The 22,027-nt window shown below is 63.3% G+C and carries 21 protein-coding genes; 10 read left to right on the forward strand and 11 right to left on the reverse strand.

What is annotated here, in order from left to right; translation table 11 throughout:
* Positions 1-15: 15 nt before the first annotated feature.
* Complete coding sequence (locus tag X739_RS159240; protein ID WP_023793376.1) at positions 16-723, reverse strand: Tim44/TimA family putative adaptor protein; 708 nt, start codon at positions 721-723, stop codon at positions 16-18.
* 198 nt (positions 724-921) lie between these two features.
* Here X739_RS159240 and X739_RS159235 point away from each other — a divergent pair, with 198 nt between their 5' ends.
* From X739_RS159235 to X739_RS159225, 3 genes are all read left to right on the forward strand, one after another.
* Positions 922-1,419, forward strand: coding sequence for an FxsA family protein (locus X739_RS159235; RefSeq protein WP_023793378.1), 498 nt, complete (start codon positions 922-924; stop codon positions 1,417-1,419).
* Positions 1,420-1,811: 392 nt separating this feature from the next.
* A complete protein-coding gene (gene secB, locus X739_RS159230; protein WP_023772008.1) occupies positions 1,812-2,309 on the forward strand; it encodes a protein-export chaperone SecB in 498 nt (165 codons plus the stop codon).
* Positions 2,310-2,656: 347 nt separating this feature from the next.
* A complete protein-coding gene (locus X739_RS159225) occupies positions 2,657-4,297 on the forward strand; it encodes an ABC transporter substrate-binding protein (RefSeq protein ID WP_023793381.1) in 1,641 nt (546 codons plus the stop codon).
* A 778-nt stretch (positions 4,298-5,075) separates the two neighbouring features.
* Here X739_RS159225 and X739_RS1000000170285 read toward each other — a convergent pair.
* From X739_RS1000000170285 to lepA, 5 genes are all read right to left on the reverse strand, one after another.
* Positions 5,076-5,327 carry a hypothetical protein gene (locus X739_RS1000000170285; RefSeq protein WP_245273787.1) on the reverse strand — a complete coding sequence of 84 codons (252 nt, stop codon included), beginning with the start codon at positions 5,325-5,327 and terminating at the stop codon, positions 5,076-5,078.
* 30 nt (positions 5,328-5,357) lie between these two features.
* A complete protein-coding gene (locus X739_RS1000000170290) occupies positions 5,358-5,498 on the reverse strand; it encodes a hypothetical protein (RefSeq protein ID WP_156939378.1) in 141 nt (46 codons plus the stop codon).
* Positions 5,499-5,614: 116 nt separating this feature from the next.
* Positions 5,615-6,271: a Fic family protein gene (locus X739_RS159220; RefSeq protein ID WP_023772006.1), complete on the reverse strand. Its 657-nt coding sequence runs from the start codon at positions 6,269-6,271 to the stop codon at positions 5,615-5,617.
* Positions 6,272-6,293: 22 nt separating this feature from the next.
* A complete protein-coding gene (locus X739_RS159215; RefSeq protein ID WP_023772005.1) occupies positions 6,294-6,473 on the reverse strand; it encodes a hypothetical protein in 180 nt (59 codons plus the stop codon).
* A gap of 239 nt (positions 6,474-6,712) precedes the next feature.
* Positions 6,713-8,518, reverse strand: coding sequence for a translation elongation factor 4 (gene lepA / locus X739_RS159210; RefSeq protein WP_023793385.1), 1,806 nt, complete (start codon positions 8,516-8,518; stop codon positions 6,713-6,715).
* A gap of 208 nt (positions 8,519-8,726) precedes the next feature.
* On the opposite strand from lepA, the gene X739_RS159205 reads away from it, so the two are divergent.
* The 4 genes from X739_RS159205 to msrA all read left to right on the forward strand — a co-directional run bounded on the left by X739_RS159205 (position 8,727) and on the right by msrA (position 11,976).
* Entirely contained in the window at positions 8,727-9,806 is a 1,080-nt protein-coding gene (locus X739_RS159205) for a pilus assembly protein TadG-related protein (RefSeq protein WP_023772003.1), read from the forward strand.
* A gap of 179 nt (positions 9,807-9,985) precedes the next feature.
* Entirely contained in the window at positions 9,986-10,690 is a 705-nt protein-coding gene (locus X739_RS159200; protein ID WP_023772002.1) for a DUF1223 domain-containing protein, read from the forward strand.
* Between the two features lie 113 nt (positions 10,691-10,803).
* Complete coding sequence (locus tag X739_RS159195) at positions 10,804-11,100, forward strand: hypothetical protein (protein ID WP_023772001.1); 297 nt, start codon at positions 10,804-10,806, stop codon at positions 11,098-11,100.
* A gap of 150 nt (positions 11,101-11,250) precedes the next feature.
* A complete protein-coding gene (gene msrA, locus X739_RS159190; RefSeq protein WP_023772000.1) occupies positions 11,251-11,976 on the forward strand; it encodes a peptide-methionine (S)-S-oxide reductase MsrA in 726 nt (241 codons plus the stop codon).
* A gap of 79 nt (positions 11,977-12,055) precedes the next feature.
* Here the strand turns inward: msrA and X739_RS159185 are convergent, their stop codons facing one another.
* Together X739_RS159185 and X739_RS159180 are read right to left on the reverse strand one after the other, a co-directional pair.
* Entirely contained in the window at positions 12,056-13,060 is a 1,005-nt protein-coding gene (locus tag X739_RS159185; protein ID WP_023771999.1) for a cytochrome d ubiquinol oxidase subunit II, read from the reverse strand.
* A 286-nt stretch (positions 13,061-13,346) separates the two neighbouring features.
* On the reverse strand, positions 13,347-14,708 hold the full coding sequence (locus X739_RS159180) for a cytochrome ubiquinol oxidase subunit I (protein ID WP_023793391.1): 1,362 nt from the start codon (positions 14,706-14,708) through the stop codon (positions 13,347-13,349).
* Positions 14,709-15,003: 295 nt separating this feature from the next.
* Between X739_RS159180 and X739_RS159175 the strand changes: the two genes are divergently transcribed.
* Together X739_RS159175 and X739_RS159170 are read left to right on the forward strand one after the other, a co-directional pair.
* Positions 15,004-15,930: an ABC transporter ATP-binding protein gene (locus X739_RS159175; RefSeq protein WP_023782001.1), complete on the forward strand. Its 927-nt coding sequence runs from the start codon at positions 15,004-15,006 to the stop codon at positions 15,928-15,930.
* Entirely contained in the window at positions 15,927-16,688 is a 762-nt protein-coding gene (locus X739_RS159170; protein WP_023771996.1) for an ABC transporter permease, read from the forward strand. Before X739_RS159175 ends, X739_RS159170 begins: the two co-directional genes overlap by 4 nt.
* 28 nt (positions 16,689-16,716) lie before the next feature.
* Here X739_RS159170 and X739_RS159165 read toward each other — a convergent pair whose 3' ends face one another.
* A complete protein-coding gene (locus X739_RS159165; protein ID WP_023782002.1) occupies positions 16,717-17,754 on the reverse strand; it encodes a phosphatidylglycerol lysyltransferase domain-containing protein in 1,038 nt (345 codons plus the stop codon).
* Between the two features lie 444 nt (positions 17,755-18,198).
* Here X739_RS159165 and X739_RS159160 point away from each other — a divergent pair, with 444 nt between their 5' ends.
* Entirely contained in the window at positions 18,199-19,386 is a 1,188-nt protein-coding gene (locus X739_RS159160) for an NAD(P)/FAD-dependent oxidoreductase (RefSeq protein ID WP_023793395.1), read from the forward strand.
* Positions 19,387-19,418: 32 nt separating this feature from the next.
* Here the strand turns inward: X739_RS159160 and X739_RS159155 are convergent, their stop codons facing one another.
* Both X739_RS159155 and X739_RS159150 read right to left on the reverse strand, forming a co-directional pair.
* Positions 19,419-19,643 carry a hypothetical protein gene (locus X739_RS159155; RefSeq protein WP_023793397.1) on the reverse strand — a complete coding sequence of 75 codons (225 nt, stop codon included), beginning with the start codon at positions 19,641-19,643 and terminating at the stop codon, positions 19,419-19,421.
* 134 nt (positions 19,644-19,777) lie between these two features.
* Positions 19,778-21,781 carry a PhoX family phosphatase gene (locus tag X739_RS159150; RefSeq protein WP_023793399.1) on the reverse strand — a complete coding sequence of 668 codons (2,004 nt, stop codon included), beginning with the start codon at positions 21,779-21,781 and terminating at the stop codon, positions 19,778-19,780.
* Positions 21,782-22,027: the final 246 nt, after the last annotated feature.

Raw genomic sequence — 22,027 nt, forward strand, 5'->3', positions numbered from 1 at the left:
CTGCCTTTTTCGGACTCAGTCTTCTTCTTCGGTGGCGACGAGCTTCCAGTTCGGATCGCGCGAGCGTGTGTCGCGGGCGAAGGTCCAGACATCCTTGACCTCGGCCACCGTCTCGGGATCGCCGTCGATGACCGTACCGGCCTGGTCGCGCGTCGCCGAGATCAGCTCGCTGATGATGCGCAGCGTCACATGCGCCTCGCCGCCCTTCATCTCGGCCGAGACGATGTCGGCCTTGTCGATGCCGACGAAGGAGGACTGGATCTTCTCCGACTTGGCCTCGCGCTCGCCGATCGCGGCGACGAAGCCGTCATAGACCTCGCGGGACAGAAGGTTCTTCAGCGTTTTGCGGTCGCCGTCGGCAAAGGCCATGACGATCATCTCATAGGCCATCTTGGCGCCGTCGACGAACCCCTTGGGGTCGAAGGAGGAGTCGTTGTCCTTGATCGCGCGCAAGCCCTTGTTGAGATCGGTGCCGGGCTTGGCGAAGGCGTCGATGGCCGTATAGGTGTCGGCCGCCGCCGGCTCGCCAGGCGCCCGCTTGCGCGGCAGCGAAACGACGTTCTCGGGCTTCTGCGTGGCGTCCTTGTCGGTGCGCGCCGCCGTGTAGGGGTCGAAAGGCGGCCGCTCGCTACCGGTCCGGCGGCCCAGCACGTTGCGCAGTTGGAAGAAGATCACCACCGCCGCGATCAGGAAGAAAATCGTGCCGAAGTCGAAGAAGCCCATATTTTCCGCCAATCAATCCCTGCCTCTAGGCCGGACCGTCCAGCCGAAGGCCGCGGTCGCATAGCGTTCACCATTCAAAGCATATAGAACGCAAGGCGCAATCATTCAAATCAAAGGCAGGCATACCTATCTAACAGCCTCCGTGCCAGCGGCGATTGGCCGCCAGGGGGACAAAACAATCGAATGATCGGTAAAGACTTGCGCATTTCGCTGCTTCCCCTCTTTCTCCTGGCGCTTCCGCTGCTGGAAATCGCCGGTTTCGTCGTCGTCGGCCGTGAGGTCGGCGCGCTGGCGACGGTCGGCCTGGTGCTGGCCTCGAGCTTCGCCGGCGTGCTTTTGCTGCGCCACCAGGGTTTCGGCGTCATGACCCGTATCCGCACCGAGATGGCCGCCGGCCGCGACCCCAGCGGCCAGCTCGCCCATGGCGCCATGATCGTGGTGGCGGCGATCCTGCTGATCATTCCCGGTTTCATCACGGACATTGTCGGCCTGCTCCTGTTCCTGCCGCCGGTGCGCGACCTTGCCTGGAGCAAGCTGAAGGGCCGCATCGTCGTGGCCAGCAATTTCTCCACCGGCGGCTTCCGCCGGCAGCGCGACAAGGTCATCGACCTCGACGACGGCGACTATTCGCGCGAGGACGACCTGAAGCGCGGCCCGGACCACAATTCGCCGTGGCGGCGGCTGAAGGACGACTAGCTCGCGGCCGCGGCGTTCCGGTCTGTTTTGTCGAGGCCGGCGCCGCATTGTCCCGCCGGACATTTCTCCCCGTATAGTGACGGGGAGAAAGGGCTGATTGGGGCGGCGCTGGCGCTCAATCCTGCAACGTTGGCGATTGGCGAAAGCGCCGATGACAGCACCCCTCTCCCCGTCACTATAAGGGGAGAGGATGCCGGCAGGCAGGTGAGGGGCGGCACTGCCCTCGGCGATGATCTTCCCGTCACAAAGCGTCCGCGTCGATTGCCTCGGAACCACCGGGCGGCAAACCTTGTCTTGTCATGCCGGCCATGGTAGCGAACGCCCGATTTCAATTCGGTCAGCCCCGATTCAATTCGGTGAGCGAGACTGCCCAGGGGAAAAGGATAAGGCTCATGGCCAGCAATGATGACGCGCCGGTCGGCGCCAACGGCAACGGCAACGCGGCGCAGCCATCGCTCAACGTGCTGGCCCAGTATGTGAAGGACCTGTCCTTCGAAAGCCCCGGCGCGCCGAACTCGCTGCGCGGCCGCGACAAGGCCCCCGGCATCGCCATCAATGTCAACGTCAACGCCAACCCGCTTTCCGACAAGCAGTTCGACGTCAATCTGACGCTGAACGCCAAGGCTTCCTTCGACCAGGAAGTGCTGTTCAACGTCGAGCTGGTTTATGGCGGCGTCTTTGCCATTTCGGGCTTCCCGCAGGAGCACATGCTGCCGATCCTGTTCATCGAATGCCCGCGCCTTTTGTTCCCCTTCGCCCGCCAGATCATCGCCGAGGCGACGCGCAATGGCGGCTTCCCGCCGCTGATGCTCGACCCGATCGACTTCGCGCAGATGTTCCAGCAGAAGCTGGCCGAGGACCAGGCCGCGTCAAAGGTCCAGGTGAGCTGATCCGCGGCTGACAGGCATCGCTTGAAAAACCCGGCCTCTTGCCGGGTTTTTTGTTGGGCGCCGCCATCGCTTCGTCGTGACGGGCGGAGCAAGGAGCGCGGCGACGCGGCGCAGACCCGAGGATGACGAAGGCAACGGTCCCTGCGGAGCTCCGCACAAGTCCTGCGGATTCCAGAACATTCCGCCACGTCACCCAGCCCTATCATTCCCTCTCAGGCAATGGCGCACCGGCGGTCGCAGCGGCGCCGCGTCGGCTTGTCCGCCGGGGCGCAGCCTGTTTCCGTGCATGCCTCGTCCTAAAGCTGCTGGGCACTTTTGGGCATGCACCAACGACAAAGGGAACGACGATGAAATTCATGCTGACCGACCGCAAACTTCACCCGCGCGCCAAACCTGTCGCCGCCGATTTCAAGGCGGGCGGCATCAGCCGTCGCGAATATCTGGCGCTGATGGCCGGCCTCGGCGTCAGCGCCGCCGGCGCTTTTGCGCTGGGCGGCATTGCCCCGACGCCTGCCCGCGCAACCGAGCCGAAGAAGGGCGGCGTGCTGCGCGTCGCCATGAACGTCAAGGGGTTCAAGGACCCGCGCACCTTCGACGGCGTCGAAATGTCCAACGTCGCGCGCCACTGCAACGAATATTTGGTGCGCTGGAACACCGACTTCTCCTTCGAGCCCTGGCTGCTCGAAAAATGGGAGATGAGCGATGACGCCAAAACGCTGACGCTGCATGTGCGCAAGGGCATCACCTGGTCGAACGGCGACGCCTTCAACGCCGACGACGTGATCCACAACCTCACCCGCTGGTGCGAGGCCGGCGTTGCCGGCAACTCGGTCGCCGCGCGGATGGGCGCGCTGGTCAATGCCGACACCAAGAAGGTGGTCGATGGCGGCATCGAGAAGCTCGACGACTACACGATCAAGCTCAATCTGCCGAAGCCGGACATTTCGCTGATCGCCGGCATGGCCGACTATCCGGCGCTGATCATGCACCGCTCCTATGATGGCGACGGCGATCCGATGAAGGCGCTGGCGATCACCACCGGCCCGTGCGAACTGGTGAAATGGGACGCCGAGACGGGAGCGGAGGTCAAGCGCAGGGACAAGCCCTGGTGGAAGGGCGAGTTCTATCTGGATGGCATCCAGTGGATCGACTACGGCTCCGACCCCAACGCCATGCTGTCGGCGTTCGAATCCGGCGAGATCGACACCGACCACGAAACCGCTTCCGACGCCGTCTCGCAGACCGACAAGATGGGGCTGAAGAATTCCGAGATCGCCACCGGCTCGACCATCGTCGCCCGCTTCAATGTCGCCAATCCGCCCTATGACGACATCAAGGTGCGCCGCGCCGCGCAGCTCGCCGTCGACAATTCCGCCGTGCTGAAGCTCGGCCTCGACGGCCGCGGCAAGCCCGCCGACAACCACCATGTCGGCCCCATGCACCCCGAATATGCCGATATCGGCCCGGCCAAGCGCGATATGGAGGCGGCGAAGAAGCTGCTGGCCGATAGCGGCAAGGCCGACCATGAGTACGACCTCATCTCGGTCGACGTCGAATGGCAGAAGAGCACCGGCGACGCCATATCGGCGCAGATGCGCGAGGCGGGTCTCAAGATCAAGCGCACCGTGTTGCCCGCCGCCACCTTCTGGAACGACTGGAGCAAATATCCCTTCTCGTGCACCGAATGGCTCGGCCGCCCGCTCGGCGTCCAGGTGCTGGCGCTGGCTTACAAGTCGGGCGCCGCCTGGAACGAAAGCGCCTATGCCTCGAAGGAGTTCGACGAGCTGCTCGACAAGGCGCTCGCCATGCCCGACCCCAAGGCGCGCAAGGAGATCATGGCCAAGATCGAGAAGAATCTGCGCGACTCAGGCATCATCATCCAGCCCTACTGGCGCTCCGTCTACCGGACCTACCGCAAGGGCATCGAAGGCTGCGAACAGCACCAGGCGCTGGAGCAGCATTTCGAGAAGGTCTGGATTGAAAGCTGACGCGGGCGCGGCGCCAATCTTGGACGTCGCGCCGACGCTGTTCTTCCTGTCGCGGACGGGGGATGATCTCGACGTACCAGCCCGGTCCCCAGCAGCGTTCAGATCCAACTGGCGAAGGTCAAACCGGGACCTCCTGGCGATGTGGAGCGCCTTTGGTCCACACTCATATCGTTCGGGAAAGATGGCCGGCGCGATGCCTGTGAGACAATTGCCTGAGCCCCGCGCCGGCCACTAGCGACCTGATGAAGGTCCGCCGCCAGATTTGTGTACCGGCCCCGCGCCGCGCGATCAACCGAGCCGGATGGTTGGTATGAATTCGTACCAACCCTGCTGGGATTTGTCGCGGGAACGCGAGCGGCGGCAGCAGGCCTGCCCGTTCCCAGAAAACGTCTTTAGCGCAGGCAGACCGACACTGGACCGCGACAGCCGTCACGGCCGAAAGCGTCTCGCGCTTGCTCAGCGTCGGTTTTGCATAGATCTTTTTCACGGATAATCCCCCAATCGGCCCGCGTCCAATGCGTGGACCTGATGTCAATACGGGCCGGCCATGGTTCAGGCGGACTGTTCCTATCGCCAAGGTCGGCGCCGCCCCTCACTGTCCTGCCGGACATCTCTCCCCGTAAACGGGCGAGAGGGGCTGGCAGCAAGGCCGGCGCCTTTTGTGCAAGCGGTGGCGATTGGCGAAAGCCGCCACGACAGCGTCCCTCGCCCCGCGGGGAGAGGATGCCGGCAGGCAGGTGAGGGGCGGCGCCGACGCATGGAGACAAGGCGGTCCCGCTCACCGCGCCAGCTTCACCAACGTCCAGATCCAACCGGCAAAGGTCGCCACCAGGAAGGGATAGCCTGCCGCCGGCAGCGGCGCCGAGGTCGGCAGCAAGGGCGTACCCCACAGCACCATGCCCACCGAGGCCAGGAACAGCGCGGCAGCGATGAAGGCGGTGAACCGCATCCATACCGCGAAGGTATTGGGCACGCTGATCAGCATCAGCGCCGCCGCCCACAGCGAGATGCCGCCGACATAGGAAGGCACGCTCGCCTCCAGCCCCGCCGCATTGCCGGCCTAAAGCAGACTCTCGCCAGCCAGGAAGGTCAGGAACCCTGCCGCCACGCAATCATTGCCGAGACGCTGGTATTTCATGCTCAGAAGTGCTGCGGCCACGACGAGGGCTACGCCATCGATCGCCCAAAGGGTTTCGCGCAACGGCGCGCCGGCGACGAAGGTGCCGGCAAGGCCGAAGGCACCACAGAGAGAGGCGACGTAGTGAGAGTTAAGCGAAAGGGAAGGAAGGATGAGGGCAGCCGTTAGCCGAGCGAACTCTAAGCTCGACCACCAGCCTTTTCATAAGCGTTTGTTAGCTGCCGCGCCAACATTCCAGACAGCAATTCTTCCATCTGAGAAAGATCGATACGCCCCTCTTTGGAGGCAGCGTCCGCCGCATCCAATGCATCGAAGTACGGATTTCTGTTCTCTACTATCTGTTCCGGAATGGTTGGTGTTCCGGGAAACACGCTCTCCGCCTTTATACACAAAACAACATAGGACAATATACGGGATGTCCGACCGTTACCATCGGCAAAAGGATGCACCCAATTAAGTCGCCACATTATGTATGCTGCGAGATGTATAGCCGTTGTCTTGTCCCAATTCTCGTTGACGTAGTCACAAAGCTCTTCAATTAGTTCTGGCACAAGGTGAGCTTCAGCCGGTTTGTGTTTACTGCCAACTATTTCAACGCCTGCGGGCCGAAAATTACCCGCATATGCGCTAATTCCAGCCAGCGCTTCTCGCTGCAAGGCAAGTATCAGAGACGGTCGGAGCTTGAAGCTGCCGCGGTCAAGCGCCTGATAAACCGTCTGGATGCCGTAATCATACTGCCTCAGGCCATTCCTGGCCTCAGCCTCCGCCTTAAGCTCCGGGTCCGATATCAGCTCAGCTTCAAATGCTCGGCTGTGACGTTGTGTGGAATCGACCACTATAATGACCTTCAGCCGACAATTAACCCTTAGCACTTTTGCTCAAAAGTTCCGCCTGCTTATCGACCATTTCACGAGTTATTCTATCGTTCTCGAACTTCGTATTACCATAAGCAAAGCTTCGGCGTTGCTGTTCCTTATCGGTTTTTGTCTGATCGAGCGTCTTGGTAGCTTCAATCAGTTTTTTCAGTGCTTCAGTCATTGATACCTCCTGCGCTTATCGCCTAACTGGTAAACGCAAATCACTTTGGCGAGCATGCGTGATACCAGCCGAATTTGCCAATGAATTTGTATGAAGGCCAACCGCGCATCGCGCATAGCCCAAACACCTAGCCCTACCAAGCCAACCACCAGCAGAGGATGGCCGTAAAGATAAGGTTGGAGACCTTCCGGGCGGTGTGGCTCTTCTCATCCAGAACATATCAAGAACCGTTTGACTTCTCAATCTCCCATCTTCAGCGCCTGGATAAACGCCTCCTGCGGGATATCCACCTTGCCGAACTGCCGCATCCGCTTCTTGCCCTCTTTCTGCTTGTCCAGCAGCTTGCGTTTGCGGGACACGTCGCCGCCGTAGCATTTGGCGGTCACGTCCTTGCGCAGGGCGGAGATGGTTTCGCGGGCGATGACCTTGCCGCCGATGGCGGCTTGGATCGGGATCTTGAAGAGATGGTGCGGGATCAGCTCCTTCAGCTTCTCGCACATCTGTCTTCCACGCTTTTCGGCCGCCGTGCGGTGCACCAGCATGGACAGCGCGTCGACCGGCTCCTCATTGACCAGGATCGACATCTTCACCAGGTCGCCCTCGCGATAGTCGGTCAGGTGATAGTCGAACGAGGCGTAGCCTTTCGAGATCGACTTCAGCCGGTCGTAGAAGTCGAAGACGACTTCGTTGAGCGGCAGGTCGTAAGTCAGCATGGCGCGTTTGCCGACATAGGAGAGGTCGGCCTGGATGCCGCGCCGGTCCTGGCAAAGTTTCAGGATGCCGCCGAGGTAGTCGTCGGGCGTCAATATGGTGGCGCGGATCCACGGCTCCTCGATGGCGGCGATTTTCACCACGTCGGGCATGTCGGCGGGGTTGTGCAACTCCTTGACCGAGCCATCGTTGAGAAGCAGCCGGTAGACAACTGATGGCGCGGTGGCGATGAGGTCGAGGTTGAACTCGCGCTCCAGCCGTTCCTGGATGATTTCGAGATGCAAGAGACCCAAGAAGCCGCAGCGATAGCCGAAGCCAAGCGCGGCGGAGGTTTCCATTTCATAGGAGAAGGACGCGTCGTTGAGGCGCAGCTTGCCGACGGCGGCGCGCAGGTCCTCGAAATCGGCGGCGTCGACCGGGAACAGGCCGCAGAACACCACCGGCTGCGCCGGCTTGAAGCCGGGCAGCGCGTGCGCGGTCTGGCGCTTGTCCTCGGTTATGGTGTCGCCGACGCGGGTGTCGGCCACTTCCTTGATCGAGCCGGTGAAGAACCCGAACTCGCCGGGGCCGAGCTCGTCGACATTGATGCGGGCGGGCGTGAACACGCCGGTGCGCTCGACCAGGTACTTGGCGCCGGTGCCCATCATGCGGATGGTCTGGCCCTTCTTCAGCACGCCGTCGATGATGCGCACCAGCACGATGACGCCGAGATAGGCGTCGTACCAGCTGTCGACCAGCATCGCCTTCAAGGGTGCTGATGCATCGCCCTCGCGCGGCGGCGGCAATTGGTGGACGATGGCTTCCAGCACATCGGGAATGCCGAGGCCGGTCTTGGCCGAGATCAGCACGGCATTGGAGGCGTCGATGCCGATCACCTCCTCGACTTGCTCGCGGATGCGTTCGGGCTCGGCGGCCGGCAGGTCGACCTTGCTCAGCACCACGACGATCTCGTGGTTGTTGTCGATGGCCTGGTAGACATTGGCGAGCGTCTGCGCCTCGACGCCTTGCGAAGCGTCGACCACCAGCAGCGAACCCTCGCAGGCGGCGAGCGACCGCGACACTTCATAGGCGAAGTCGACATGGCCGGGCGTGTCGATGAGGTTGAGGATATAGTCCTCGCCATTGTTGGCGCGGTACTTCAGCCGCACCGTCTGCGCCTTGATGGTGATGCCGCGCTCGCGCTCGATGTCCATCGAGTCCAGCACCTGCTCCTTCATGTCGCGCAGCTCCAGCCCGCCGGTCGACTGGATCAGGCGGTCGGCAAGCGTGGATTTGCCATGGTCGATATGGGCGACGATGGAAAAATTGCGGATGTGGTCGAGGGGCGTGCTCATGCCGCGCGCTTTAGCAGGGGCGGCAAGCGGCGGCAAGGCTTGGCGCCCAAGGGCTACCTTACCACTCACAAAGCGGTGAGATCGGCAAAAGAATCGGAAAAACCGGCCCTCGAGGGAGGAATGCATAAACTTTGATCGATCACATTAGAGCTTGGTTTGGCGGCTGCGTGGTAATTGCACGCTCGCTATTGTCTGTCGGGGGTTTGAAATGTTCAGGGTTTTGCGCGGGTTTGCCCGCTCCCGCAGCGGGTCGATGATGCCGCTCTTCCTGGTGATGCTGATGCCGCTGATCGCGGTCATCGGCTTCTCGGTCGACTATACCGGCGCGGTCCAGACCAAATCCAACCAGCAGCAGGCGCTTGATGCCGCGATCCTGACGATCACCACCATGGACACCACGTCGACGCTGGCGCAACGCCAGACGCTGTTGCAGGATTCCTTCGCCGCCAATGGCGGGCAGGGCACCGCGACGCTGACCAACTTCGTGGCTGGCAACACCACCACCGCCACCACGGCGCAGGCCACGGCAAGCTTCGCCATGCCGACCGTTTTCATGTCGATTGCCAGGATCAACACCGTACCGATCGCCGTCGGCGCGGCGGTCAACAAGCCGCCGGCACTGGTGAATGCCACCTTCAAGGTCTCCGGGGTGTCGGGTTACTGGAACAAGAAGATGACGCTCTACGGCACGCAATTCGGCGCGACGACGGCCAAGCCGCTGATGACGATCGACTACACCTATGGGAACACCGGGGACCCGAAGGGCTATGGCACCACCAATGTCAACGTCCTCACCACCGATTCAACCGGCAAGACCGTCACCACGCTGGTGCAGAAGCAGGTCTGCACCGTCGGCAAAAACCCGCCAAACGGCGTGACGCTCCTGAAAGATGCGAGTGGCACGTCCTATTACTGTGTCGACACGATGTACCCCGCTAACGGCTCCGGCGCATCGATCGACGTCAGCCAGATGGGTGGCCTCTCTCTGCAGATGTATGTGCCATCGGGGAACCCGCAATATCTCCAGACAAATGATCCGACCACCTCGAACCGACTCTACAGCGGGGTCAAGGATCCGCAGACCAACCAGATCACCTACAATGAGACCGCGACCGGCCAGATGGTCGATATCTTCAGCGTCGTGCCTTGCGGCTCGACAGCCTATCAGGCCTGGGAAGACGGCGGCAACTCGGTTCCGGCGCCTGTCAGCAACGCCGACTTCTTCTACAACGTCACCGGCAAATGCGACTTCAACAAGCGACCCTCGGAGACGGCACTGACGCAGTGACGTGGACGATCTCCCCCCGCGTGGGGGAGATCGGATGCGGCGACCGAGTTCGCCAATGACGCCCGCAGGGAAGAGGCGCCTTCAATCACAAACCGGTGAGTGCCGTAACGAAACGGTCGGTCGCGGCGAAGTGGGGATATGAGCGGCGCATCGTGGCGTCGTCCCCACGGAGCAAGCCGATGTCGCCAGTCCTATCAAGCAGGTTTTTCGCACTGTCCGGCCTCGCCGCGCTGGCGCTCGCCGGATCGCTTGCCGGCGCCATCGCCCAACCGCTCACCGTGGTCGAGCTGTTCACCAGCCAGGGCTGCTCGTCGTGCCCGCCGGCCAACGCCAACCTCATCAAGGTCAAGGACCGCCCCGGCGTGCTGGCGCTGTCGTTCAACGTCACCTACTGGGACTACCTCGGCTGGAAGGACACGTTCGGCAAGCAGGAATTCACCCAGCGCCAGGTGTCCTACGAGCCGCCGCTCGGCCATGACGGGCCGTTCACGCCGCAAGTGGTGGTCAACGGCCATGCCGACGTCGTCGGCGCCGCGCCCGGCGAGATCGAACATCTGATCGCGGCTACGGCCAAGGCCGGAGGCCCGTCGCTGTCGCTCGAGGGCGGCAAGGTCGCGATCGGCGCCGGCGCCGCTCCGGGCGGCCACGCCGATGTCTGGCTGGTGCGCTACACCAAGGGTGTCGTCGAGGTGCCGGTGGCGCGCGGCGAAAATACCGGCCGCACCTTGCCGCATGCCAATGTCGTGCATGCGCTGACAAAACTCGGCAGCTGGAGCGGCGTCGCCAAGACGCTCGATTTGCCGGCGGCCTCGGGCGGCCTCAGCACCGCCGTGCTGGTGCAGTCGCCCGGCGGCGGACCGATCCTGGCCGCAGCCGCCAATTAGATCGCGTTCGAGCGGAATTGTTCAAACAGAGATTTGCGCCGCCGCATGAGCAGCGGTGCAAGAGCCCGGCCGCCACAAGGCGTGCCAACAACCCTAAACCCAAGGAACCGACCATGACCACTTTCTCCCGCTTGACGCTGCCTGCGCTCGCCCTCGCTTTGTGCTCCACGGCGCTGTTTGCCGGCGGCATCGCGCATGCCGACGATGCCACCAATGCGATGAAGCCCGCCGCCAACGCCATGGCGCCGGCCGCGGACGCCATGAAGCCGGGAACCGATGCGATGAAGCCGGCCGACCCGATGGCCACCAACTCCATGAAGCCAGCCGCGAATGCCATGAAACCCGCCACGGATGCGATGAAACCGGCGACGGACGCGATGAAGCCGGCGACGGATGCCACCGCCAATTGAGATTGGCCTTCTGTCCCTGGCGGCTCCCTGTCCAGCCGGGGACAGTCGGGAGGCGCACGCGAATGTGAGCCTCCGCCGCAACTCACGCATCGCGCCACCGTAGCTGATCCAATAGACTGATCCCAAATGGAAGCCATGAGGACTGCAACCATGACCACTATCAACAACCGTTCGACAGGCTTTGTCCGCGGCGCGCTCGCCGCACTCGCCCTTGCCGTCGCGGGCGCCGCCTTCTGGCTGACGCCGGCCATTTCCGCCGAGGATGCCGTGAAGATCCCACCGCCGGCAATCGATGAAAAGGCCGCCACCGGCAGCGAGAAGGCGATCTTCGCCGGCGGCTGCTTCTGGGGCGTGCAGGGCGTGTTCCAGCACGTCAAGGGCGTCAGCAAGGCGGTCTCGGGCTATACCGGCGGCGCCAAGGACGACGCCGTCTACGAGACGGTCGGCACCGGCCGCACCGGCCATGCAGAGTCCGTCGAGATCACCTATGATCCGTCCAAGGTGACCTACGGCCAGCTGCTGCAGGTCTATTTCTCGGTCGCCCACAACCCGACCCAGCTCAACTACCAGGGTCCGGACTCGGGCACCCAGTACCGCTCGACGATCTTCGCCGAGAACGACGCCCAGAAGAAAATCGCGCAGAGCTACATCGCCCAGCTCGACAAGGCCAAAGTGTTCGGCGAGCCGATCGTCACCACGCTGGAGACAGGCAAGACCTTCTACCCGGCCGAGAACTACCACCAGGACTTTTTGACGCTGAACCCGACCTATCCCTACATCGTCTACAACGACCTGCCCAAGGTGGCGAATTTGAAGACGCTTTTCCCGGCGCTTTATAGCGAAAAGCCGGTGCTGGTGCTGTCGGCGAGCAATTAGTTGCTCGCGAGGGTGCACAAAGGACGACAGGCCGGCGGGACAGCCTGCCCCGCCGGCCTGCCTGCCGCTCTAACAAGCCTCAATCATACGTCAGATCCGTCGCCTTGCCGCCGAACACGCGGTAGGCATAGAACGAATAGAAGATGATGACCGGCAGCACCACCACGGTGCCGGCCAGGATGATCGCCAGGCTTTCGGGCGCCGACGCCGCCTGCCAGATGGTCAGGCGATCGGGCACCACATAGGGATAGAACGACCAGGCCAGGCCGGCAAAACCGAGCGCGAAGATGGCGGCCAGCGTCAGGAACGGCGTCAGCGAATGGCGATCGTCAGGTCTCGGCAGATGGAAGGTCTGCCGCCACAGCCAGGCAAACAGCAGCGCCGACACGATCGGCAGCGGCGACAGATAGAGCATCTCAGGCCAGACGAACCATTTGGCGAAGATGCGCGGGCTGGCGAACGGCGTCGCCAGCGACACGGCGGCCATGCCGAGCGCGGTCAGCACCAGGGCGGTGCGCAGCCAGAGCACCGCCTTCTTCTGCAGCGCGCCTTGGGTCTTGTAGATCACCCAGGCGGAGCCCATCGCTGCGTAGGCCGCCGCCAGGCAAAACGCCACCAGCACGCCAAACGCCATGCCGCCTGGTCCGACATCGAGGCCGAGCACGTAAACGCCCAGCATATAGCCTTGCGCCAGCGAGGCGATGAGCGAGCCCAGGAAGAAAATACGGTTCCAGCGATGTTTCTTCCCCGCCGGCACCTTGGCGCGGAAATCGAAGGCGACGCCGCGCAGGATCAAGCCGACCAGCAGCACGAAGACCGGAATGTAGAGAGCCGTCAGGATGACGCCGTGCGCCAGCGGAAAGGCGACCAGCAGCAGGCCGACGGCCAGCACCAGCCAGGTTTCGTTGGCATCCCAGAACGGGCCGATCGCGGCGATCATGGTGTCCTGCTCAGTGTCTTCGGCGGCGGCGAACAGGATGCCGATGCCGAGGTCGAAGCCGTCGAGGATGACGTAGATCAGGATTGCAAGGCCCATCAGGCCGGCAAAGATCAGCGGGAGGGCGGTTGGCCAGTCGAAGGTCATCGGTATATCTCCCAGCCGCGATGGGCCGGGTGCACTGCCCTACCGCTTGAAGCAATCGTTTTAAATCGATTGTCGGGGTTGGCGCTGACCCTCATCGCCCTGCCGGGCACTTCTTCCCGTATAGTGACGGGGAGTAGGAGGCTGGCCGCAGCGCCGGCGCCCTTCCTGCTACCACGATGATGATTGGCGAAACCGGCGACGACAGCGCCCCTCTCCCCGTCGCTATACGGGGAGAGGATGCCGGCAGGCAGGTGAGGGGCGGCGCGGACCTGCGATGAAGACATGCTCACTCTCCCGCCGCCGGTTGCGACATGGCCGTCTTCATCACCCCCGGCAGCGGCGAGGTGTCGCCATCCTTGGCCGCCTTCAGCGCCAGGTGCACCAGCACGCCGAGATAGGCGATCAGCAAAAGCACGTAGAGGAGGAGATAAATGGCAAGCGTCAGCGCGACATGGTTGCCGGCCACCGGGCCGACGGCGTCGGCGGTTTTCAGCACGCCGGTCACCAGCCAGGGCTGGCGGCCGATCTCGGTGGTGTACCAGCCGGCCAGCGTCGCCAGCCAGCCCGACAACGCCATCGGCACCATCAGCATGGCGAGCGGTCTTGGCAGCGCGTGCCGGCGCTTGAGGAAGAAGGCGGCCGACCAGGAGACGGCGAGCATCAAAAGCCCGGTGCCGACCATGATGCGGAAGCTCCAGAAGAGCGGAAAGACCGGCGGATGGTTGCCAGGATAGTCGTTCAGCCCTGGCACGACGCCGGCGGTCGAGTGCCGCAGGATAAGGCTGGCCCCGTCCGGAATCGCGACCTCGAACTTGTTTTCCCTGGCCGCCTCGTCGGGCAGCGCGAACAAAACCAGCGGCACGTTGGGACCGGTGTTCCAGTTGGCCTCCATGGCGGCGATCTTCTGCGGCTGGTGTTCCAGCGTGTTGAGCCCGTGCTGGTCGCCGGCCAGGATCTGGACCGGGATCAGGATCGCCGCGGTGAAGACGCCGGTGCGCAGCGCCTTCCACATCGATTCCGAACGGTCGCCGTTGAGGTAGCGCAGCGCCGACAGGCCGGCGATCAGGAACGACACCGTCAGCCCCGAAGCGAGCAGCATGTGCACCAGCCGGTAGGGCATGGACGGGTTGAAGACGATGGCCCACCAGTCGACGGCGTGCGCGACGCCGTCGCGCATCTCGAAGCCGGCCGGCGTCTGCATCCAGGAATTGAGCGCGATGATCCAGAACGCCGACAGCGTCGTGCCGCCGGCGACCAGCACCGTCGCCAGCGTGTGGATGCGGTTGGAGACGCGGCGGAAGCCGAACAGCATGATGCCGAGAAAGGCCGCTTCGAGGAAGAAGGCGGTAAGGATCTCGTAGGCGAGCAGCGGCCCGGCGATGTTGCCGACATGCTGCATGTAGCCCGGCCAGTTGGTGCCGAACTGGAAGCTCATGGTGACGCCCGAAACCACGCCCATGGCAAACGACAGCGCGAACACCTTCACCCAGGTGAAATAGGCGCGCATCCAGGCGGAATCACTGGTCGCGTTGTAGCGCAGCTTGAAGAACAGCAGCACCCAGCCAAGGGCAATGGTGATTGTCGGAAACAGGATATGAAACGAAATATTCGCGCCGAACTGCATGCGCGACAGTATGAGCGGGTCCATGGCGGGCTCCGGCTGCTATTATTTTTTTCGACGCATTCCGGACGGAAAACCGTTCACATTTTCCTGGGATTGCTTCCAATACCGGCGAAGGATAGGCCCGAAGCAGGGTCAGGTCAAAGCGGCGTCCTGCCGCGAGGCTGAACGCCGCAGGACAATTTTCCGGATAGACGCGGCGCATTCCTGGCCAGCCTCGAGCTTCGATGTCCAGAACTGGCAGCAGGGCATGGACTTGCGGTTGCACCGGGCGACAACAGGCCTATATCAAGTCACCTCTTTCAGGCAGCCGTTTTCAACCATGCCCTCCATATTGTCCATTTCCGGGGTCTCCAAGACCTACGCCACCGGCTTCACCGCGCTCAAGGAAGTCAGCCTCGACATAGAACGCGGCGAGATCTTCGCGCTGCTCGGCCCCAACGGCGCCGGCAAGACGACGCTGATCTCGATCGTCTGCGGCATCGTCAACCGCTCGTCGGGCACCGTCACCGTCGATGGCCATGACATCAACAAGGACTATCGGGCCGCGCGCGGCATGATCGGGCTGGTGCCGCAGGAACTCACCATCGACGCCTTCGAGAGCGTCTGGGCGACCGTCAATTACAGCCGCGGCCTGTTCGGCAAGCCGGCCAATCCGGCCTTCGTCGAGAAGGTGCTGCGCGACCTTTCGCTGTGGGACAAGAAGGACGCCAAGGCGATCACGCTGTCGGGCGGCATGAAGCGGCGGCTGATGATCGCCAAGGCGCTGTCGCACGAGCCGCGCATCCTGTTCCTCGACGAGCCGACCGCCGGCGTCGACGTCGAGCTGCGCCAGGACATGTGGGCGATGGTGCGCCGGCTGCGCGAGGACGGCGTCACCATCATCCTCACCACGCACTATATCGAGGAAGCCGAGGCCATGGCCGACCGCGTCGGCGTCATCAACCGCGGCGAGATCATCCTGGTCGAGGGCAAGGCCGAACTGATGCGCAAGCTCGGCCGCAAGGAGATGAGGCTGGAGCTGCGCGCGCCGCTAGGCAACGTGCCCGGCGGGCTCTCGCGCTACGCGCTCGAACTGTCGCCGGACGGCACACAACTCATCTATACCTATGACAACCAGAGCGACCGGCCGGGCGTCGCCTCGCTGATCAGGGATCTCGAGGCCGCCGGCATCGAGTTCCGCGACCTCGACACCAAGAACAGCTCGCTCGAAGAGATCTTCGTCAATCTCCTGAGGCAAGAGCCATGAACCTGCGTGCGGTATGGGCGATCTACCGGGTCGAGATGGCGCGTGCGTTCCGCACCGTGCTGCAGAGCATCATCTCGCCGGTCATCTCGACGTCGCTCTATTTCGTCGTCTTCGGCTCCGCCATCGGCTCGCGCATCACCGAAATCGACGGCATCGCCTATGGCGCCTTCATCGTGCCGGGACTGATCATGCTGTCGCTGTTGACGCAGTCGATCTCCAACGCCTCATTCGCCATCTATTTCCCGAAATTCGTCGGTTCGATCTACGAGCTTTTGTCGGCGCCGGTCTCCTACCTGGAGATCGTCATCGCCTATGTCGGCGGCGCCGCGACCAAGTCGATCATCCTCGGCCTGATCATCCTGGCCACGGCCTCGCTGTTCGTGCCGCTGCACATCGAACATCCGTTCTGGATGCTCGCCTTTCTGATCCTGACGGCGGTGACCTTCAGCCTGTTCGGCTTCATCATCGGCATCTGGGCGAAAAGCTTCGAGCAGCTGCAGCTGGTGCCGCTGCTGATCATCACCCCGCTGACCTTCCTCGGCGGCAGCTTCTATTCGATCCACATGCTGCCTGGCATCTGGAAGACGATCACGCTGTTCAACCCGGTGGTCTACCTGATCAGCGGCTTCCGCTGGAGTTTCTACGGCAAGGCCGATGTCTCGGTCGTCGTCAGCCTCGGCATGACGCTGGTGTTCCTGGCCGTCTGCATCGCGATCGTCGCCTGGATCTTCCGGACCGGCTACCGGCTGAGGAACTGACGCGGCCCTAAAGTCGTGAGGGGAGGCCTCAAATGGCCTTGACCAGCCGCAGCAATCCCAGCATCTCGATGTAGGTCCCCTCGCGAAAGGCGATATAGACCGGCTCCTCGGCGCCGTGGAAGCGGCGCTTGAATGCCGCCTGTCCCTGCAGGTTGAACCTGCGGCGGTTGACCCAGGGCGAATCGTAGGCGCGCTGGAAGGTGTTGCGCCAGAACTCGCTTTCGGAAAATCCGCTCGGGCCGATATCGACCAGCGGCGACAGGCCGAGCGTCACCACCGAAATGCCCTCGTCGCGAAAGCGGTCGACGGCGAATTTGGTCAGGCCGATCTCGGCATGCGGCGAGGCATCGATATGCTTGCGCTTGAAGGCGGTGGTGTAGCCGATCACCTTGCCGTCGGCGAACATCGGATCGAAATCGAGCAGGGCGACCAGATCGCCATCGGGACCGTGCAGCACGAAACGGCGCATATCGGTGCCGAGCTGATCGTAGAACGGTCGGTTGAGGAAACCCATCTCCCATCGCTTGACGATGCGGTCGCCGCGCCAGTTTTGAGACAGCCGGGAGATCTCGTCGAGATGGATCGTGCGTTTGTCCTCCTCGAATGAAAAGCCCTTTTTCAGCAGCCAGCGCTCGGAATAACGCACCGTTTCGTTCCGCTTGCCGGAAAAGTCATGGTCGGGCAGAACAAGGCGCGTGTCGATGCCCAGCCGGTTGATCTTGTAGCCAAGGCCGGCAAGGACCTGGGCGGTCTGTTCGCCGATCTGCACGAACCACGGGCCGCCGGCGCTCTCGACGAAGCGTCTGATGTAATCGGGCCGCCGATCCGGCGCCGCCACCGGATCGCCGAGCGCGAAATGATGCTTCATCTTGGTGCCGAAGGCGATGTAACCGTCGGCATCGCCAAAATAGGAAAGCTTGCTTTGCACGGCGGTGGAATAGGCGAGCGAGAAGCCGCCATGGCGGCGCACCAGCGCCAGCCGTTCGACATGCGTCAGCGCCCGGCGCTCGACCTTGGGCGAGGCCCCCTCGAGGATGTTGTCGAAATAGATCCGCAAGGAGGGCATGGTCGAGATTCCGCGTGCCGTCCGTGGCGCGACGTGTCCGACGACACGCAAGACGCGCCACGGCGTCTTGATTTTCCGCAGGGAAGCCGAAATCGGGTTGCCGGTTTCGAATGCCCGCGTCCGTGACGAGATCCGCCTGCCCCCGGACCTCGAATCAATCACTTTGCCGCGACCTGATTATCGCCGATGTCGCCGATATGCCATATAGGTTGTATGTATTCGGACAGAAGCGGGTAATCCGCTCCATGTCGTGGTTTTGACGCGGTGCCGCGACCGGCTGTTTGCGCCGGGCGGTGGAACGCTCCGGAAGCGAAGCCGCCTCGGCGCGGGACCATCGAAAATCGGCATCGAGTTGCCGTTCGGGTTCTTGCGCGCGATCAAACTGTTACAGCGGCCTGCGAGCCTTCAGGGGCTGCCGCGAGGGCGAATGGGATTCGAGAGTGAATGGCTGATACGACAAGCAGATCGATGGTGGAGCAGGCGGAGACGGTCGAGCCGGCGATCGTCATTGGCGCCGGCGCCGCCGGGCTGGCCGTCGCGAGGGCCTTGATGAAGGCCGGCGTGGCGACGGCGATCCTGGAGAAGGAAAGCCGGCTGGCCGAGCCCTGGCGCCGGCGCCACGAGCAGCTGCACCTCAACACCCACCGCGATCTATCGGCGCTGCCCGGCCTTGCCTATCCCAAGGGCACCCCCGCTTTTCCGCACCGGGACGTCGTCATCCGTCATATGAGCGATTTCCATGAGGCGAACCGTCTGCCGGTGGAGTTTGACGTTTCCGTCGAGGCCATCACGTTCAGGGGCGATCACTGGCTCGTGCGCACCGGCGCCGGCTCGCGCCTGGCGCGTCATGTCGTTGTCGCCACCGGCCGCGACCGGGAACCCTTCACGCCGCAGTGGACGGGCATGCAGGCGTTCGCGGGCCGGATCATCCATTCGGCGGATTTTGGCGATGCCCAGGCCTATGCGGGCAAGAAGGTTCTGGTTGTCGGCGCCGGCAATTCGGGCTTCGACGCACTCAATCATCTGGCGGGTGTCGATACCGCCGCTGTCTGGCTGTCGGCCCGCAACGGCCCCGCCCTTTTGCCCAAGCGCGTCGGCAAGATCGCCGTGCACCGCCTCTCGCCGCTCATGGCGCGCCTGCCTCTGCGCGTCGCCGATGCGGTGATGGCGGTGACGCAGCGCCTGGTATTCGGCGATCTCACCAAATTCGGCATGCCACCCGCGCCCGCCGGCGGCGCCAGTCGCCTGAGCTCGGACTACACCGCGATCGCCGCCGACGATGGCGCCGTCGATGCCATCAAATCGGGCAGGATCGTGGTGGTGCCCGGGGTACGGGAGTTCACCCGCGACGGCGTCATCCTGGCCAATGGCAGCTTGATCGCTCCCGACATCGTCATTGCCGCGACGGGCTACCGCACCGGGCTGGAGCGGATGGTCGGCAATCTCGGCGTGCTCGACGACAAGGGCGTTCCGCTCTTCAACGGCGGCCAGGCCGATCCGAAACTGCCCGGCCTGTGGTTCACCGGCATGCGGCCGAGCATCCGCGGCTGCTTTGCCAATGCCGGCATATTGGCCAAGGCGATAGCTGCTCGGATCGCCGGCTCATCCCGCCCCTCCGGCGCATCACGCTGAGCGACCGCATAGGACAACATTTTCCGTCGGCCTCACGCCGATTTCGGCGCCAGCCGCCGGAAACCGACAGCCTCGGTCAGCATCTCCTCGTCGACCATGCCGGCATTGTAGAGGGCCAGCAAGGTGAGCGCCAATTCACGCGCCTCGGCGGATTCGGGATGCGCTTGCCGTCGGCGGCAGGCCTCGTCGAAGACACGTTGCAAGGTGGCCACTTCGTCAGGTTTGAGCAGGCCACGGTCGTAGATCGACTTGGGCATGGCGATGATCTCCTGATCACGATCTAGGGCGCCACGTGTAAATTTCCAATCTTTCCCGAGGCTTGAATACGATGTCGCACAAAGGAGGGGCCCCGGATCGCCGGAGCCCCTCTCATTTTTTGTCTCGCCTGACCTCAGATGGCGATCTTGCCGCCACCCTGTTTGGTGATGGCGACCACCGCCGGCCGCACCGGCATGTCGGGCTTGAAATCGGGCCAGCGGGTTGACAGGTCCTCATAATAGGAGGGCCGGCCGAACGCTTCCCAATCCTCGCCGCCGTCACCCGGATGCTGGACGGCGACGAAGGCGGTCTGATCGTCGGGCGCGAACTGCGGGCCGCACATCTCGGCGCCGATCGGCACCCGGAAGAACAGTCTCGAGGTCGCCCGCGCCGATCCTTCCGTGTCCACCGCCCACAGGCCGTCCGTGCGGCCGGTGGCCTTCGGGCCCTGGCCGTCGGTGGCGACCCACAGGCGCCCGGCCGAATCGACCGCGCAATTGTCGGGCATGCCGAACCAGCCATTGGCGCTCGTCGCGGTGGAGAAGGTGGCGCCGACGGCGGCCACCGACGGGTCGCCGCATTTCAGCAGCACTTCCCACTTGCCCTTGGTGGCGGCGAAGTCGCCGTCGTCCTCGACGATTTCGATGATGTGGCCGAAAGCGTTTTCGGCACGCGGGTTGGCGGCGTCGACCTGATCGGCCTTGCGCTTGGAATTGTTGGTCAGCATGACATAGACCTTGCCGTTGCCGGCGTTGGGCTGGATGTCTTCGGGCCGGTCCATCTTGGTGGCGCCAAGCAGGTCGGCGGCGCGGCGTGTCTCGATCAGCACGTCGGCCTGGCCGGCAAAACCGTTTTCCGCCGTCAGCGGGCCGTGGCCGAACACGATCGGCATCCATTCGACCGAGCCGTCCTCCGCGAATTTTGCGACATGCAGTGTGCCGTCGTCGAGCATATCCTTGTTGGCCGCGCGGTCGCCGGCGTTGAACATGCCCTTGGTGACGAACTTGTAGACATAGTCGAAGCGCTCGTCGTCGCCGAGATAGAAGACCACGCGACCATCCTTGGCGACGATCGATTCGGCGCCCTCATGCTTGAAGCGGCCCATGGCGGTGCGCTTGCGCGGTACCGAGGCCGCGTCGTTGACATCGACCTCGACGATCCAGCCGAAGCGGTTGGGCTCGTTCGGCTCCTTGGCCAGGTTGAAGCGGTCATAGTGCGCGCCCCATTCATAGGCGCCTTCCGGAATGCCGAGGCGCTTGTAGTTGGCGGCCTCCTTGTGGCCCTCCGGCAGCTCGCCGGAGAAGTAGCCATGGATGTTCTCCTCGGACATCACATAGGTGCCCCAGGGCGTGACCCCGCCGGCGCAATTGTTGATGGTGCCGAACACCTTGACGCCGGACGGGTCGGCATTGGTCTTCACGCGGTCATGGCCGGCGACCGGGCCCGACAACGCCATTTCGGTGTTGGCGGTGATGCGGCGGTTGAGCTTGCCGTCGCGAATCACCCGCCATTTGCCGCCCTCCTTGCGGATCTCGACGATGGTGCCGCCATGGGCGGCCATCTCGACATCGACCTGCTCCTTCGAGAGCGGCGCCACCTCGGCCGACTTCTTGCCGTCCTTCTCGACGATCTTGACGATGCCCGGGAACATCAGATGCGGGTTGGTGTATTCGTGGTTGACCACCAGCAGGCCATGTTCGGCCGAGCCGTCGAGCGGGATGTAACCGACATAGTCGTTGTTGTAGCCGAACTGCCTGGCCTGGGCTTGCGCCGACTGCTTCGTGGGGTCGAATTCCGGCGAATCGACAAACAGCGGATCGCCCCAGCGCAGCAAAACGTCGGCGTCGTAGCCGGGCGCGACGTGGTGCTTGTCGTCGATACCGGCCTCCAGCTCGTCGAATTTGAAGGCCGAACCTTCCGCGGCACGGGCATCGTCGGCGGCGATCATGGCCAGCGGGCTGACGGTGGCGGCGATCGCCGAAACAGCAAGCGAACCCTTGAGGAAGCCGCGGCGCGAGAATCGCGCGGCGATGATCTCGCCCATGGTGCGGTTTTGGCTAGGATTGTTGGCGGGGCCCTCGTTTTCCTCGAGCAGGCTGGTGCGGAATCGGGCGTCGGGGGATCGATGTTCGGTCATGGGAACCTCTGGCTTGGTTTTGGCTGGAGCTTGTTGCCTGTTCGACCGCTTACGGCAGGCTGATCACATTTTCGTGACATGGTATCTCCGCTGCTGCTCACTCGCGAGGGCGATTCTCCACGCGTCGCCCTGGGACTTTGGTCCGATCTTGCGCCTGCAAAGGTCCTGGGGGACAAACGCAACGGTCGGGGGTCGCTTCCGGCCACCACGTCTTTCGGCGATGTTGTTGCACTGCAACGTTGGGGT

The organism is Mesorhizobium sp. LNHC209A00 (assembly GCF_000502915.1).
GTDB lineage: Bacteria > Pseudomonadota > Alphaproteobacteria > Rhizobiales > Rhizobiaceae > Mesorhizobium.

Coding starts and splice junctions, on each gene's coding strand:
- X739_RS159240 (WP_023793376.1), bottom strand. CDS start 723: ATGGGCTTCTTCGACTTCGGCACGATTTTCTTCCTGATCGCGGCGGTG.
- secB (WP_023772008.1), top strand. CDS start 1,812: ATGGCCAGCAATGATGACGCGCCGGTCGGCGCCAACGGCAACGGCAAC.
- X739_RS159225 (WP_023793381.1), top strand. CDS start 2,657: ATGAAATTCATGCTGACCGACCGCAAACTTCACCCGCGCGCCAAACCT.
- X739_RS159215 (WP_023772005.1), bottom strand. CDS start 6,473: ATGACTGAAGCACTGAAAAAACTGATTGAAGCTACCAAGACGCTCGAT.
- lepA (WP_023793385.1), bottom strand. CDS start 8,518: ATGAGCACGCCCCTCGACCACATCCGCAATTTTTCCATCGTCGCCCAT.
- X739_RS159205 (WP_023772003.1), top strand. CDS start 8,727: ATGTTCAGGGTTTTGCGCGGGTTTGCCCGCTCCCGCAGCGGGTCGATG.
- X739_RS159200 (WP_023772002.1), top strand. CDS start 9,986: ATGTCGCCAGTCCTATCAAGCAGGTTTTTCGCACTGTCCGGCCTCGCC.
- X739_RS159195 (WP_023772001.1), top strand. CDS start 10,804: ATGACCACTTTCTCCCGCTTGACGCTGCCTGCGCTCGCCCTCGCTTTG.
- msrA (WP_023772000.1), top strand. CDS start 11,251: ATGACCACTATCAACAACCGTTCGACAGGCTTTGTCCGCGGCGCGCTC.
- X739_RS159185 (WP_023771999.1), bottom strand. CDS start 13,060: ATGACCTTCGACTGGCCAACCGCCCTCCCGCTGATCTTTGCCGGCCTG.
- X739_RS159180 (WP_023793391.1), bottom strand. CDS start 14,708: ATGGACCCGCTCATACTGTCGCGCATGCAGTTCGGCGCGAATATTTCG.
- X739_RS159175 (WP_023782001.1), top strand. CDS start 15,004: ATGCCCTCCATATTGTCCATTTCCGGGGTCTCCAAGACCTACGCCACC.
- X739_RS159170 (WP_023771996.1), top strand. CDS start 15,927: ATGAACCTGCGTGCGGTATGGGCGATCTACCGGGTCGAGATGGCGCGT.
- X739_RS159165 (WP_023782002.1), bottom strand. CDS start 17,754: ATGCCCTCCTTGCGGATCTATTTCGACAACATCCTCGAGGGGGCCTCG.
- X739_RS159160 (WP_023793395.1), top strand. CDS start 18,199: ATGGCTGATACGACAAGCAGATCGATGGTGGAGCAGGCGGAGACGGTC.
- X739_RS159155 (WP_023793397.1), bottom strand. CDS start 19,643: ATGCCCAAGTCGATCTACGACCGTGGCCTGCTCAAACCTGACGAAGTG.
- X739_RS159150 (WP_023793399.1), bottom strand. CDS start 21,781: ATGACCGAACATCGATCCCCCGACGCCCGATTCCGCACCAGCCTGCTC.